This window comes from Erythrobacter dokdonensis DSW-74, from assembly GCF_001677335.1.
Classification (GTDB): domain Bacteria; phylum Pseudomonadota; class Alphaproteobacteria; order Sphingomonadales; family Sphingomonadaceae; genus Erythrobacter; species Erythrobacter dokdonensis.
Genome location: NZ_LZYB01000003.1, coordinates 389,067 through 403,132, shown reverse-complemented (window position 1 = coordinate 403,132; position 14,066 = coordinate 389,067). Strand labels below are relative to the sequence as shown.

Annotated in this window: 12 protein-coding genes; 9 read left to right on the top strand and 3 right to left on the bottom strand. The window is 65.8% G+C overall.

What is annotated here, in order from left to right; all coding sequences use genetic code 11:
* Positions 1-12 precede the first annotated feature (12 nt).
* Positions 13-156: a hypothetical protein gene (locus I603_RS14525; protein WP_157090865.1), complete on the bottom strand. Its 144-nt coding sequence runs from the start codon at positions 154-156 to the stop codon at positions 13-15.
* Here I603_RS14525 and I603_RS08260 point away from each other — a divergent pair.
* Positions 155-2,323 carry a TonB-dependent receptor gene (locus I603_RS08260; RefSeq protein WP_084439978.1) on the top strand — a complete coding sequence of 723 codons (2,169 nt, stop codon included), beginning with the start codon at positions 155-157 and terminating at the stop codon, positions 2,321-2,323. The genes I603_RS14525 and I603_RS08260 overlap by 2 nt on opposite strands.
* Positions 2,324-2,329: 6 nt before the next feature.
* Here I603_RS08260 and I603_RS08255 read toward each other — a convergent pair whose 3' ends face one another.
* Together I603_RS08255 and I603_RS08250 are read right to left on the bottom strand one after the other, a co-directional pair.
* Positions 2,330-2,887 carry a (2Fe-2S)-binding protein gene (locus I603_RS08255; RefSeq protein ID WP_068863929.1) on the bottom strand — a complete coding sequence of 186 codons (558 nt, stop codon included), beginning with the start codon at positions 2,885-2,887 and terminating at the stop codon, positions 2,330-2,332.
* A gap of 22 nt (positions 2,888-2,909) precedes the next feature.
* Positions 2,910-3,689, bottom strand: a complete 780-nt coding sequence (locus tag I603_RS08250) for a class II aldolase/adducin family protein (protein ID WP_068863927.1) — start codon at positions 3,687-3,689, stop codon at positions 2,910-2,912.
* Positions 3,690-3,782: 93 nt separating this feature from the next.
* Here I603_RS08250 and I603_RS08245 point away from each other — a divergent pair, with 93 nt between their 5' ends.
* From I603_RS08245 to I603_RS08210, 8 genes are all read left to right on the top strand, one after another.
* The gene (locus I603_RS08245) at positions 3,783-5,144 is read left to right on the top strand and encodes an MATE family efflux transporter (RefSeq protein WP_068863925.1); all 1,362 of its coding nucleotides are present in this window, start codon (positions 3,783-3,785) and stop codon (positions 5,142-5,144) included.
* A gap of 80 nt (positions 5,145-5,224) precedes the next feature.
* Entirely contained in the window at positions 5,225-7,672 is a 2,448-nt protein-coding gene (locus I603_RS08240; RefSeq protein WP_068863923.1) for a chemotaxis protein CheA, read from the top strand.
* Positions 7,669-8,121 (top strand): chemotaxis protein CheW, encoded by a 453-nt coding sequence (locus I603_RS08235; protein ID WP_068863921.1) that lies wholly within the window; start codon positions 7,669-7,671, stop codon positions 8,119-8,121. The genes I603_RS08240 and I603_RS08235 overlap by 4 nt, the downstream gene beginning before the upstream one ends.
* Positions 8,122-8,176: 55 nt before the next feature.
* The gene (locus I603_RS08230; protein WP_068863919.1) at positions 8,177-8,542 is read left to right on the top strand and encodes a response regulator; all 366 of its coding nucleotides are present in this window, start codon (positions 8,177-8,179) and stop codon (positions 8,540-8,542) included.
* Positions 8,539-9,654: a chemotaxis-specific protein-glutamate methyltransferase CheB gene (cheB, locus tag I603_RS08225; RefSeq protein WP_232305298.1), complete on the top strand. Its 1,116-nt coding sequence runs from the start codon at positions 8,539-8,541 to the stop codon at positions 9,652-9,654. Before I603_RS08230 ends, cheB begins: the two co-directional genes overlap by 4 nt.
* A gap of 9 nt (positions 9,655-9,663) precedes the next feature.
* Positions 9,664-10,527, top strand: a complete 864-nt coding sequence (locus tag I603_RS08220) for a CheR family methyltransferase (protein WP_068863917.1) — start codon at positions 9,664-9,666, stop codon at positions 10,525-10,527.
* 133 nt (positions 10,528-10,660) lie between these two features.
* On the top strand, positions 10,661-12,172 hold the full coding sequence (locus tag I603_RS08215; protein ID WP_232305297.1) for a putative bifunctional diguanylate cyclase/phosphodiesterase: 1,512 nt from the start codon (positions 10,661-10,663) through the stop codon (positions 12,170-12,172).
* Positions 12,064-13,974 (top strand): methyl-accepting chemotaxis protein, encoded by a 1,911-nt coding sequence (locus tag I603_RS08210; RefSeq protein WP_415858452.1) that lies wholly within the window; start codon positions 12,064-12,066, stop codon positions 13,972-13,974. Before I603_RS08215 ends, I603_RS08210 begins: the two co-directional genes overlap by 109 nt.
* The last annotated feature ends 92 nt before the right edge of the window (positions 13,975-14,066 follow it).

Here is a 14,066-nt window from a genome sequence, read left to right as displayed (position 1 = left end):
CCGCCTGCCTCCTCATGCTGTGCGATGGCGATGCGCATAGGCCAGAGGCGACACAAATGCCACAGTTTGATGATTATCAATTGCCGCTTCCCGGAAGGCTTGCAGATGCAAATAACTTGCAATAGCTGCTGCCGGCCAACGAGAAAGGTAATTCATGATTCTCCCCTCCGCGCGCACCGCCCTGCTGATGGGCTGCGCCTTCCTTGCTTTTCCCGCGCTCGCTGAACCCACGACCGTCGACACGACCGCCGAGGCCGTTTCCGCCACTGCAGCGGACGATGCCGGAGACCGCGGGCCCAATATCGTCGTCACCGGCGACGTGCTCTATTCGAACCAGATCAACGCGACCAAGACGCCGACCCCGATCATCGACGTGCCGCAGTCGCTTTCGATCACGACGGCGGACCAGATCATCCGGCAGGGCTTCGATTCGATCGGCGACATCGTGCTCTACACGCCGGGCGTCACCAATTCGCAGGGCGAAGGCCACCGCGACGCCGTGGTGTTTCGCGGCGTCCGCTCGACCGCGGATTTCTTTGTCGACGGCGTGCGCGACGATGTCGAATATTACCGCGGGCTCTACAATCTCGAACAGGTGGAAATCCTGCGCGGTCCCAACGCCCTTCTGTTCGGCCGCGGTGGCACCGGCGGCATCCTCAACCGCGTCACGAAGAAAGGCGTGGTGGGCGAGACCTTCACCGGTGTGCGCACCTCGATCGACAGCTTCGGTGCTTTCGACATCTGGGCCGACCTCAACCTTGCCGTGGCTGACAACTCGGCATTGCGCATCAACGCGGCCTACGAGAGCCTCAACAATCACCGTGACCTGTTCGACGGGGAACAGTTCGCGATCAACCCGACCTTCCGCGTCGAACTGGGCAGCCGCACAACGATCGACCTTGCCTACGAATATGTCGACCACGAACGCTTCATCGACCGCGGCATTCCGACCGACGACAATGGCGATCCGGTGCGCTTCCTGCGCAACATCACCTTCGGCGATCCGGATAACAACTACACCACCTTCCGCGCCCATGTCGTGCGAGGCACGGTGCAGCACAGCTTTTCCGACAGCCTCAAGGGCAATGTCACCGCCTCATGGGGCGATTATGACAAGGTTTACGCCAACTACTTTCCGGTGGGCTACAATCCTGCGACCAACGTGGTGGCGATGGATGGCTACATCGACACCACCCAGCGCCGGAACCTCGTACTGTCCGGTAACCTGATCGGCGAGTTCGACACCGGCGGGATCGGCCACACGCTGATCGTCGGCGCCGAGTTCCTCGACACCAGCAACAACAACGACCGCTTCAACCCGGTGTTCGATACGGCGGTCGCCGATGGCCGTCGGCCCGATGTCGAGTTCTTCCCGGCGGTGCGCCCCTTTCCGCTGCGTGGCGGGGTCGGCCAGCTTGCCGACGGGCGCACGACGCGCGGGCCGTTCACCGCTATCAACGACGACACCGAGGCCGATCTGACAGTCTTCTCTGCCTATATCCAGGACGAGATCAAGGTCGCCGAATGGCTGCGGGTGGTCCTCGGCGCGCGGTTCGACAGCTTCGAGTTCACGGTGCTGGATCAGCGCAACGGCGTGGTGCGCACCCGCAAGGACGAGGAAATCACGCCGCGTCTGGGCGTCATCGTCAAGCCGCAGGAAAACCTGTCGCTCTACACCAGCTATTCGGAAACCTTCCTGCCGCGTTCGGGCGACCAGTTCGCCGACATCAACCCGCCCAATGACGCGCTCGATCCCGATACATTCTCGAATCTCGAAGCGGGCATCAAATGGGACATCAGGCCCGGCCTCGCGCTGACGGGGGCGGTGTTCCAGATCGAGCAGTCATCGCCGCAAGTGTCGGATGCCAACCCCGATACGCTCGACGTGATCGACAGCAAGATCCGCGGCTTCGAAGCATCGCTGCAGGGGGAGGTTGCGCCCTGGTGGTTCCTTACGGCCGGCTATTCCTATCTCGACGGCGAGCAGCAGAGCCGCACCGGACCGACCGGGCGCCGCCTGCGCGAATTGCCGGAGAACATGTTCTCGATCTGGAACAATTTCCGCGCGACGGACCGGCTCGGCTTCGGGCTTGGCCTGACTGCGCAGGACGAAAGCTTTGCGGACAATGCCAATACCGCGACCCTGCCCGCCTATGCACGGGTCGACATGGCGGTGTTCTACGACGTTAGCGACAATCTGCGGGTGCAGATCAATGTCGAGAACCTCACCGACGAACTCTACTTCCCCAATGCGCACTCGGCAGACGAATTGACCGTGGCACCGCCGTTGAATGCGCGGCTCACGCTCACCGGCCGGTTCTAGAGCGGGTCAGCGGGTTTCGTCCGCTTCGGACGGAACCCGCAGGGCTGGGACGGCCTTGGCCGCATCCTCGGCGCTGATGCCCGGCGCGGGCGCGGCGCTGATACCCTCGCGGCGCCGTGCCACGCGTCCCGCACGCTCTACAGCGCGCACCAGCCTTGGATAGACTCCGCAGCGACAGATATTGGGAATCGCCGCCTCGACCTCCTCGCGGCTCGGAGAGGCATTGCGCTGGATCAGGGCAGCTGCGGCGATGATGATGCCCGGAGTGCAGTAGCCGCACTGGATCGCCTGTTCGGCCACCATGGCCTGCTGGACCGGATGCGAACGGTCACGGCTCAGCCCCTCGATCGTGGTGATGATCCGTCCTTCTGCTTCGGCCAGCGTGATCTTGCATGACCGCAGGGCTACCCCGTCGACCAGCACCATGCACGCGCCGCCGCATTCCCCGCCGCCACAGGCCTTGGTGCCGGTGAGGTTCATCGCCTCGCGCAGCGCGTAGAGCAGCGGCATCCGGGGATCGAGGTCGAACTCGACCGGCCGTTCGTTGACGGTCATGCGCGACATGGGATGCCCTTAGGGGAGGCTCCTACTGCCGCCAGCTGTCGTCGATCTTGTCGACCCGGCGCTTCCACGCCTCGAAGTCGAACAGGCCGGCGCCGCCCTGCCCGCTCATCACCGCAAGGTCGCGCTGGTGCACATCGATCACGTCTTGCGAAATCAGGATCGGATCGCCCATGCCGAGCGTCGCCACCTGGATCTCGCAGGCGCGCTGGAGCGCCCACATCTTGACGAACATCCCCTGAATGGTGCGGTCCATGACCACGGGGCCATGGTTGCGCAGCATCAGGATGGTATGATTACCGAGGTTCTGCACCAGCCGCTCGCCCTCCTCGGGCCGCACCGTGACGCCCTCGAAATCGTGATAGCCGATCTGGCCCTGGAAATTGCATGCGTAGAAATTGGTCGGCAGCAGCCCGTCCTTGTGGCTCGCCACCGCCATGGTCGCGGTGGTGTGAACGTGGCAGATAGCGTCGGCCCGCGCGCCCAGATGCTTGTGGAAATAGGCGTGCTGGGTGAAGCCCGCCTTGTTCACCATAAAGGGCGAGCCGCCGACATTATTGCCCTCGACATCGATCTTGACGAGATTGCTCGCGGTGACTTCGCTGTAGAGCAGCCCGAAGGGGTTGATGAGGAAGGTGTTCTCCTCTCCCGGCACCTTGAGCGAGATGTGGTTGTAGATCGATTCCGACCAGCCGAGGTGATCGAAAATCCGGTAGCACGCCGCCAGATCAAGCCGCGCCTGCCATTCTTCCTTGCTGCATTCGCCTTCGAGACTGTTGGGCGTGGGTTTCAGCTGGGTTGCCATGGGCCGTTCCTCTCCGTCTGTCCTTGCCCCATGCTATCGCACGCACAGGGAATGCTTTGCAAGGCGCACGCGGCTCGCTACGCCTGAAAGCGCATGAGCGCATCACAGCAAAGCCTTCCCAAACTGGTCACCGGCTCCATCCCGGGCCACCTCGTCAGCCAGACGCTGCCGATGGTGATCGGGGTGGCGGCGATCATGTCGATCGGGCTGGTCGATTCCTATTTCATCGGCCAGCTCGGTTCGGATGCGCTGGCGGCGATTTCCTTCATCTTCCCGGTTTCGGTGGCGATCACATCGCTGGGGGTGGGGATAATGGTCGGCATCAATTCGGTGGTCGCCCGCGCTCTGGGGGAAGGCGACCACGAGAAGGCCGCGCGGCGCGCCAATTTCGGGATTGTCTTCGCCTGCCTGTGCGGCGCTGTGATGGGACTCGCCCTGTGGCTGGCGATCGATCCGATCTTTACCGCGATGAACGCGCCCGCAGACCTGATGCCGATCATCCGCGAATACATGCGCCCCTATGCAATCGGCTTCCCGCTGATCTTGGCGATCATGGGCTTCAACGGCGTGCTGCGCGGACAGGGAGAAGCGCGCAAGACCAGCACCATCAGCATTTCCTATGCCGCGGCCAACTGGGTACTCGACCCGCTGCTGATCACGGGAGCCTTCGGGTTCGAGGGTTACGGCATGGCAGGGGCAGCCTATGCCACGGTGATCGGCTGGGCGCTGGGCGTTGCAGTGGCGGTGTGGCTGGTGCGTTCGACCAGCTTGCCGCTCGATTTCACGCTGCTCAGGGATTGCTCGCTGATCGATCCGGCCAAGGCGATCATCCGAGTCGGACTGCCGGCGGCTTTTTCCAATGCGATCAATCCGCTGGGCCTTTCGATTCTGACCGCGCTGGTGGCGCTGGAGGGCGAGGCGGCGGTGGCGGGCTTCGGCGCGGCAGGCCGCCTGCAGAGCTTCGTGATCGTGCCGCTGCTCGGCCTGTCGGGAGCGATCGGGGCGATTGTCGGGCAGAACTGGGGCGCGGGCCGCTATGACCGCTCGCGCGAGGCAGCGCTGTGGGCCGCGGGCTTCTGCGTGGTCTGGGGGCTGTTCGTGGCGGTCGCAATGGTGCTCGCCGGAGAGAACTTCGCGCGCCTGTTTACCGAGGATCCCGCCGTCATCGCCGAATTCGCGCTCTATCTCGAAATCGCCGCCTGGGGCTATGCCGGGTTCGGCCTGCTGATTGTCGGCAACGGGATCATGAACGCTGTCGACAAGGCGGGCCTTGCGCTGATGCAATCGGTCGGCCGGGTGTTTCTGGTCATGCTGCCGGTGGCGCTGGTGCTGCAAGGCGGCATGGGCAGCGCGGCAATCTACACCGCCGAACTCGCCGCCAATCTGTTCGGCGCGGTTTCGGCAGTGGTGCTGGTGCGCTTCATCTTTGCGCGTCCCCGCCCCGCCTGGGCGTGACGTTGGCGACCCCGCGCTAGGTCTTCATTAACCAACCTTACCGCATAGCAGTACGCGCGAGACAAAGGGGCGTGCTACTGATGGATGATCTGCTGGCGGAGTTCATCGCCGAGACCCGCGAAATGCTGGAAGCTTCGGGCGGCGAGATCGTCGCTTGGGAAGCCGATCCGGCCGATCGCGCGCGTCTGGATGCGATCTTCCGCTTCGTCCATACGGTGAAGGGCAATTGCGGCTTCTTCGACTTCCCGCGCCTTGCTGCCCTGTCCCACGCCGCCGAGGATGCGCTGGCCGATTGCCGTGCAGGACGGCGCGAACCCGATCAGGCGCTGGTCTCGGCTGTGCTTGCCGTCATCGACCGGATCGCGCTTATGATCGATGCCATCGAAGCAGGCGAGGGTCTGCCCGAAGGCGATGACGCGGCGCTGATCGCGTTGCTGGATGTTTCACGTGAAACGTGGTTCGAAGAGGGGTCAGACGCGAGCGAACCGGCCGTGAACCCCGCGCAAGAGCCCCGTGAAGAGGCTCCAGAGCCGGGCAACGCCGACCAGCCCGCCCCGCTCCGGCGGAGCGATCCGGCCGCCCAGCGCACTATCCGCCTTCCCGTGGAACTGCTCGACCGGGTGATGAGCGGTGTCTCGGACATGGTGCTGGCGCGCAATGACCTGGCCCACCGTTTGCGTCAGGCAGGCAACCAGCCGACCATCGACGGGCCGTTCGAACGGCTCACCGCGATTCTCTCCGACGTGCGCGACGCGATCACGCGGATGCGGATGCAGCGCATCGAGACCCTGTTCGGCGTGCTGCCCCGTCTGGTCCGCGACCTCAGCGCCGAACTCGGCAAGCAGGTGATGGTCGACCTTGACGGCGGCGATGTCGAGCTTGACCGCGAGATGATCGAAACCATCCGCGATCCGCTGACCCACCTCATCCGCAACGCCATCGATCACGGGATCGAAGCCCCTGCCGCCCGCCTTGCCGAGGGCAAGCGCGAGATCGGCCTGCTGACCATCGCCGCAAGGCAATCGGGCAACACCATCGCGATCCAGATCAGCGACGACGGGCGCGGTCTCGACGAGGACCGCATCGCCGCCAAGGCCATTGCCACCGGCCTCATCACCCCTGCAGAACGCAGCGCCATGAGCCGCGAGAAGCTCGTCAATCTGATCTTCGAGCCCGGTTTCTCCACCGCCGAGACCGTCAGCAGCGTTTCGGGCCGCGGGGTCGGGCTCGACGTGGTGCGCCAGAACCTCGAAAGGGTCGGCGGCACGATCAGGGTTGCCAGCCAGCCGGGCGAGGGCACCCAGTTCACCCTGCAACTGCCGCTCACGCTCAGCATCATCGCCGGGCTTACGGTCGATGTCGGCCCCCAGCGCTTCGCGATTCCGCAAGCCTATGTCGAGGAAATCGTCCAGGCTACGCACCAGGCGCTCGACTTCACCCGTATGGGCGAGGCCGCGCTGGTAACCTTCCGCGGCAACCGCATCCCCTGCCTGATGCTGGCCGAGGTTCTGGGACTGGAGGATGCCGCAAGCGATGCGCGCGAACTGACCCTGGTCCTGCTGCGGCTGGCGAGCGGCGATCTGTTCGCGCTGGCGGTTGATCGCATTCACAGCCACGGCGACCTTGTGGTCAAGCCGCTGGCCCCGGCGGTTATGAAATGCGGCCTCTATGCCGGATCGACCCTGCTTGATGATGGCCAGCCGGTGCTGCTGCTCGACGTCGCCAATATCGCCGCCAGCCACGCGCTGGTCACCGACGGGCGAGCGCGGGTGCTGCAGCCGAGCATGCCGGAAACCGCCGTCGAAGCCGACGCGCCGCGGGCCATGCTGTTCACCGATTTCACCGGGCGCCGTTCGGCAGTGCGGCTCGAACTGGTGCAGCGCATCGAAACCGCGCCGACCAGCGCGATCGACACTTCGGGCCAGCGTCCGCGGGTCGTGATCGACGGAACGATCCTGCCGCTTGTCGGCCTGCCGGAGACGCCGGTTACCCGCGACAAGCTGCGCCTGCTGCGCCTCGCCGACGGGGTCTGCGAGGTGCTTTACGCCGTGCGCGAGGTCGAGGATGCGGTCGCGCTGACCGGCGCACTGGTGGCAGTGCCGGAAGATCCGTTGATCGAAGCCATGACGCTCGTCGGCGGCGAGCCTGTCGTTCTTATCGATGCCCATGCCCTGTTCGCCGCACACGGCACGCCGGCCCCTTCCGCCACAATTGCAAGGCCGCGCTGCACCCTGCCGGACAGCGACTGGGCACGCACCATCCTTGCACCGCTGGTGACCAGTGCGGGCTATGACATCCTACCCGAAGGCAGCGCAGCCGAGCCCGGCGCGGTGGCGATCATGTCCGAGGACATGTTCGAGGTTGCCGAAACGCTCGGCCGGGTACCGGAAGGTCCGGTCATCCGGCTGCGCGACCATCCCGAGGAAACGCCGGGCAGCGCCACCATCTACCGCTACGACCGCGAAGCCCTGCTGGCCGCGCTTTCCGCCTTGCGCCATGCCCGCGCCGCCGGAGACAACCGCCCATGACCGAACTGCTTGTCGTCCTCCAGATCGCCGGTCGCCGCTGCGCGGTCAGCGCCCATGACGTGAAGTCGGTGATCGAGCTCGGAACCGTCACCCCGGTGCCCCGCACACCCGATTTCATCGCCGGGATCGCCGCCCTGCGCAGCCAGTCGCTGACCGTGATCGACTGCCGCCGCGCGCTCGGCTTCGAAAGCTCGCAATGGCCGACCGACGAGCGCGCTGCGGTGATTGCAAACGGCGGCCATTCCTACGCGCTGGTCGTGGACCGGGTCGAGGACATCACCACGGCCACCGGCGCTCCCGGCCAGGTGCCGGGCGGATTTGGGCCGGCCTGGTCGCGCGTTGCCACCGGCATGACCGAGACCCGGACAGGGCCAGTGCTGCTGCTCGATCTCGCCATGCTGATCGCCGGCCCCGAAGGCGCGCGCGGGGAAATCGAGACGGTGGCTTAATCCTATGCTTACCAAAGGTTTCTAGTTTCAGGCCGGGTCCAACGCAGGAAATGCCATGAAAACGTGCCTTATCGTCGATGATTCGCGGGTAATCCGGAAGGTTTCGCGGCATATCCTCGAGACCCTCGGCTTTGCCGTGGAAGAGGCCGAGAACGGTAGGGATGCGCTCGATGCCTGCGACGCGGCCATGCCCGATGTCGTGCTGCTGGACTGGAACATGCCGGTGATGACCGGGATCGAGTTCCTCGCCCATCTTCGTCAGCGCCCCGGCGGGGACCGGCCCAAGGTGGTCTTCTGCACGACCGAGAACGATGTTGCGCATATCCGCGAGGCGATCGAGGCCGGCGCGGACGAATATGTGATGAAGCCGTTCGATCACGAAACGCTCCAGATCAAGCTGCAGCTCGTCGGCTACGCGTGACCTCCCCTGCCCGCCCCTTGCCGGTAACCGCCCGGCGCGCCGCGGCAGGCGCCATCCGCGTGATGATCGTCGATGATTCGCTGACCGTGCGCACGATCTTCAAGCGCATGGTGGAAAGCGATCCGACGCTGGTGGTCGCCGGAACCGCGAGCAGCGCCGAACGCGGCATCGCCCAGCTTGCGACCGAACCTGCCGACGTCGTGCTGCTCGATCTCGAAATGCCCGGCATGGGCGGGCTCGACGCGCTGCCCGCCATTCTCGCCACCCCTGCCCGACCGAAGGTGCTGGTGGTATCGTCCCTGACGGTGGACGGGGCCGAACATAGTCTCGCCGCGCTCCAGATGGGCGCCGCCGATACTCTGCTCAAGCCGCGACCGGGCGGGTTTACCGAGGATTACCGCGCCCAGTTGCTCGGCAAGATCCGCGCGCTCGGCACGCCCGCGACCGACGTCGCCAGCGAGGCGCCCGAAGCCGCCCGGCGCTCCTTCGCCCGGCCCGACGCGACGGGATTGCCGCCGCGCCGTCCGGAGGTTGTGGCAATCGGCGCTTCGACGGGCGGGATCCACGCACTGGGCCTGTTGCTGGGCGCGCTCGGTCCACGCTGCGAACTGCCGCTGCTCATAACGCAGCACCTTCCCCCCTCCTTCGTGCCGGTCTTCGCCCGGCAGGTCGAGAATGCCTGCGGCCGCCCTGCCGATATCGCCGCAGAGGGGACCGAGGTTCGGCCGGGCCGGATCCTGATCGCTCCGGGGCATAGCCACATGCTGGTGCGCCGCAGCGGTGACCGGCTGACCGCGCGCCTGTCCACCGAGCCCGTGCCGAGCGGCTGCCTGCCCTCGGTCGATCCGATGCTCGCCAGCCTGGCCCAGGCCTGTGACGGCCGTGCGCTGGGGGTGATCCTGTCGGGCATGGGCCGTGACGGGGTGCTCGGCGCGCAGGAACTGGTGAATTCCGGCGGTACGGTCTACGTTCAGGATGCCGATAGCAGCGCGGTGTGGGGGATGCCCGGCGCCATCGCCAAGGCCGGGCTCGCCAGCCTGATCGCATCGCCCGGGAAAATCGGCGAGACCATCATGGCCAGGCTCGCCGCCCCGCTGGCCAGGCAGAGCTGAGACGGCACCTTGGAAACCAGCGAAGCCTCGCACCAGATCATCGCCGATCTGCTTGCGGCCCGGACCGGCCAACAGCTCACCGAAAGCCGGCGCTGGCGGGTCAATTCGGCGCTGGCAGGCGTGTTCCGCGAACACGGCATCAGCAATGTCGACCAGCTGGTGTGCCTGCTTGCCACCCCGGAAGCTGAGCATGGCGGCCCCGACCTGTCGCAAGAGGTGGTCGAGGCGCTGCTGAACAACGAAACCTATTTCTTCCGCGACAAGCCGACCTTCGACCAGCTCCCGCAGGACATCCTGCCCGAACTCGCGCGTCGCCGCGCCGACACTAAACGGCTTTCGATCTGGTCAGCGGGCTGTTCGACCGGGCAGGAGATCTATTCGCTGGCGATGCTGTTTGCCGAGCAGGCGGAGCGCTGGCGGGGATGGACCATCGAGCTGCTGGGCACCGATGTCTCGCACCGGGCGATCGATGCCGCGCGCAGCGGGCTGTACAGCCAGTTCGAGGTGCAGCGCGGCCTCGGCGTCACGCAGATGCTGCGTCACTTCGACGAAACCCCGCAGGGCTGGCAAATCCGCAGCGAGACCCGCCGCCTCGCGCATTTCCGCCAGCACAACATGCTCGGCCCCCATCCCGGACGCCAGCCCTTCGACCTGGTACTGTGCCGCAACGTGCTGCTCTATTTCGACCGCATGACCCGCGCTACCGCTTTCGACCGGCTTGCCAATGCCCTGACGCCGGACGGTTTTCTGATGCTGGGTGCGGGCGAGACCACGGTTGGACAGACCGAAAGGTTCCGTCCCTCGGCACGGCGGGCGAGCTTTTTCGAACCGCTATGTGCGGCGGACGAGATGCGGCGCCTGCGCTTCGGCTGAAGCCGTGACCGCGGCGTGCCTTCGGTCGCCTTCGGGGTCAGGGTTTACGCTTCCTTAGCCGCTGTCTTTTACGACGATCCCGATCGCAGGCGGCACGCTCCGCACTGCGTTGCTCGGGAACAATATCTTGTCGGTGACCCAAAAGCCCCTGCGTCTGACACCTGCCGGCCTGGTGCTGGCACCGCTGCTCGTCGCCAGCGTGATGACAGGGGCCACGGTGCTGGCCGTCAGCCTCAATGACCGGCTGACCATCACCGCTCCCGGCCCGCTGCTCGCCGCCACCCTGCTTGTCTATTCGGCGGTTCTGCTGCTGCTCGGCCGCACCGCGATCGCCAGTGTGCGCGAGCTGGAGGAACTGGGCACAACCGATTCGCTCACCGGCCTGCCCAACCGCCGCGCGCTGCATGATGATATCGAGCGGTTCTCGAGCGGCACCGAAGAGGTCGCGCTGGCGCTGATCGATCTTGATGCCTTCAAGCAGGTCAATGATCACTACGGCCACGCGATGGGCGACGAATTGATCGTGCAATGCGCCCGGATGCTGCGCGAGGCGTGCAGCCAGGAGGCCCGGTGCTACCGGCTTGGCGGAGACGAGTTTGCTGCCGTGATGCGCGGGAAGGTCGCGGGCACCATCCTTGAAGGCATGTGCCGCACCCTGCTCGAACGGCTCGTGAGCCCGATCCCGATCGGTGATCGACAGATTTCGGTCGGTGCCAGCATCGGACTGGCACGCAGCATCGAAAACCATCGCCTGCCCTCGTCCGAATTGCTGCGGCGTAGCGACGTGGCAATGTCCATGTCCAAGCGCAGCGGCAAGATGCGCTGCACCTGGTTCAACGAGAGCTTCGACCGGCGGCGCGAGCGAATGCGCGAGATCGAGGACGAGATCCGCACCGGGATTGCCGCAGGCGAATTCGCGCTCGCCTATCAACCGCTGGTCGATGCCGGGGATGGCCGGATCGTTGCCGTGGAAGCACTGCTGCGCTGGGATCGGGGAACGCGCGCCGCGCTCGGCCCGAACGTGTTCATTCCGGTGGCCGAGGAATCGGGGCTCATCAACCCGCTCGGCCTGTGGGCGCTGCGGCAGGCGGTCGCCGATGCGCTGCGGTGGGAGGGGATCACCCTGTCAGTCAACATCTCCGCCGCCCAGTTGCGCAACCCGGAATTCCCGATCAAGCTGGGCGAGGTGCTGGAAGAAACAGGCTTTCCCCCGCATCGGCTCGAACTGGAAGTGACCGAAACCTGCCTGGTGCTCGATCCGGTCATTGCAGAACGCACGCTGGACGTGATCCGCGCCTTCGGGGTGCGCATCACGCTTGATGATTTCGGCACGGGTTACGCCTCGATCGGCTTCCTGCGGCGCTTCCGCTTCGAGAAACTGAAGCTCGATCGAAGCCTTGTCGAACTGGCGGGCGGGGATGACGGCAGCCGGGCCATGATGCTTTCCAGCATTGCCCTTGCCCGTGCGCTCAACATGGGGGTCACAGCCGAGGGGGTCGAGACCGAGGAGCAAGCCGAGCTGGTGCGCCTTGCCGGATGCGACCAGATCCAGGGCTGGCTCTATTACCACGCCCTGCCCGCCGACGAGATCGACCGTCTGATTGCGGCGCAGGCCAAGACCGCCCGCGGAGAGCAGGCCGCATGAGCGCGGTCCAGGATATCGCGCTTGACCTTGCTGCCGAGCGCGCCGCGCAGCCGCAGGAAGACACGGCCCGCCCGAACAAGGACGTGCGCAGCTGGTTCGATGGCCTGTCGGTTGGCGGGAAGGTCACCTTCTTCTTCACCGTCAATCTCGTCTTCGCCTTGTGCGCCGGGCTGTTCGCGATCGGCGGCTTCATCGAACTCGGCGAACGCGCGCAGCGGATCAACCTCACGCATGATCACGCAATCGAAGCCGAGCGGCTGCTGGTCCACCTCAGCGAAAGCCAGCGCCACGCCGAGATGCTGGTCGCCGGCGGGGATGACGCACGCGCGCGCAAGGCGCTCGACGAACTGGCAGCGGCCGACCGGAACATCACCGGCCTTGCCGAAATCATCGGCAAGAGCAATGTCGCCGCCTATGACCGGCTGGCGCTGATCCGTGAAGGCGTGGCCGATTTCCGTCGCCAGATCGCGGCCTTCGAAGCGAGCGCTGGCGACCGGCTGCGCCGCGATGCCCAGGCCCGCGAAGTCGGTGCGACCGGCGGAGCGGTGCTGGAGGCTGGCCGCGACATGGCGCAATTGCTGGGCCGGGACGCGGATGCACTTTCCGACGCGGGTGCCGACCTCATTACCACGCTGCTGTTCGTGTGGATCGGCATCGCGACGGCGCTCACGCTGATCACGCTGGTGGCCCATCGCTATGTCAATCACAATGTCGGCGGCGCGCTGAAGACCATGGCCGGCCAGATGACCCGGCTTGCCACGGGCGAGAAGGATGTCGCCATCACGGGTCACGAACGTCGCGACGAGATCGGTGACATGGCGCGTGCGCTGCAGGTGTTCCATCGTGCGGGGGTCAGGCTGGAACGCCTGAGCAGCGAGCGAGCCGAACGCGCCGCCGCCGAGCGCGAGGAACAGACCCGGCTGCAGTTACAGCAGGAGGAGGCCCGCCTCGCCCGCGAGACCATGCTGCGCGATCTGGCCGACCAGTTCGAGCGCACCGTCGGCGAAGTCGTCACCGGGGTCGTCGCCGCGTCGAGCCAGTTGCAGACAACTTCGAAACTGATGGCAGCCACCGCCGAGGATACCAGTCGCCGCAGCACCGAGGCGGCTGGCGCGATGGAGGAAGCCAATATCGGCGCGACTGCCGCCGCCTCGGCGAGCGACGAGTTCGCCATGTCGATCGGCGAAATCAGCCGTCAGGCCGCATCGTCGGCCGAGCTGGCGCGCGAGGCCACACTGTCCGCCCGCGAGGCCGACAGCACCATCGGGGCGCTGACCAGCTCGGCACAGCAAGTGGGCGAGATCGTCGAGCTTATCCAGACCATTGCGCGGCGCACCAACCTGCTCGCGCTCAACGCGTCGATCGAGGCGGCGCGCGGCGGCGAAGCCGGGCGCGGGTTCGCGGTCGTTGCCAGCGAGGTCAAGGAACTCGCCAACCAGACCAGTCGTGCGACCGAGAAGATCGCCGAGCAGATCCGCACGATGCAGGACACCACCGGCGCCAGCGTTTCAGCGCTGCGCATGATCGCCGGGCAGATCCAGCAATTGGAAACCACGGCCGTCTCGATTGCCAGCGCCGTCGACCAGCAGTCGGTCGCCGGACAGGATCTTGCCCGCAGCATCGATCTGGCCGCCCGCGGCACCGAAAGCGTCGCCGGACATATCGAGGACGTGCGGCAGATGGCACTATCGACCGGAGCGGCTGCCAGCCAGGTGCTTTCCAGCGCCGACAGCCTCGAAACCCAGGCGGCAACCTTGCGCCAGCAGGTGCAGGGCTTCCTTGCCAGGGTGCGCGCCGGGTAATCCGTGCAATTCCCTAGGCTTCGGACGCCATTCAAGCATTTGGAAAGGATTTTCCTTCACAATTGCTTGAACCAGAGCCCCGGGGGATTGCG

What these genes read in the sequence shown, in the direction of transcription:
- I603_RS08260 (WP_084439978.1), top strand. Translation starts at nt 155, where the DNA reads ATGATTCTCCCCTCCGCGCGCACCGCCCTGCTGATGGGCTGCGCCTTC.
- I603_RS14525 (WP_157090865.1), bottom strand. Translation starts at nt 156, where the DNA reads ATGAATTACCTTTCTCGTTGGCCGGCAGCAGCTATTGCAAGTTATTTG.
- I603_RS08255 (WP_068863929.1), bottom strand. Translation starts at nt 2,887, where the DNA reads ATGTCGCGCATGACCGTCAACGAACGGCCGGTCGAGTTCGACCTCGAT.
- I603_RS08250 (WP_068863927.1), bottom strand. Translation starts at nt 3,689, where the DNA reads ATGGCAACCCAGCTGAAACCCACGCCCAACAGTCTCGAAGGCGAATGC.
- I603_RS08245 (WP_068863925.1), top strand. Translation starts at nt 3,783, where the DNA reads ATGAGCGCATCACAGCAAAGCCTTCCCAAACTGGTCACCGGCTCCATC.
- I603_RS08240 (WP_068863923.1), top strand. Translation starts at nt 5,225, where the DNA reads ATGGATGATCTGCTGGCGGAGTTCATCGCCGAGACCCGCGAAATGCTG.
- I603_RS08235 (WP_068863921.1), top strand. Translation starts at nt 7,669, where the DNA reads ATGACCGAACTGCTTGTCGTCCTCCAGATCGCCGGTCGCCGCTGCGCG.
- I603_RS08230 (WP_068863919.1), top strand. Translation starts at nt 8,177, where the DNA reads ATGAAAACGTGCCTTATCGTCGATGATTCGCGGGTAATCCGGAAGGTT.
- I603_RS08210 (WP_415858452.1), top strand. Translation starts at nt 12,064, where the DNA reads ATGCGACCAGATCCAGGGCTGGCTCTATTACCACGCCCTGCCCGCCGA.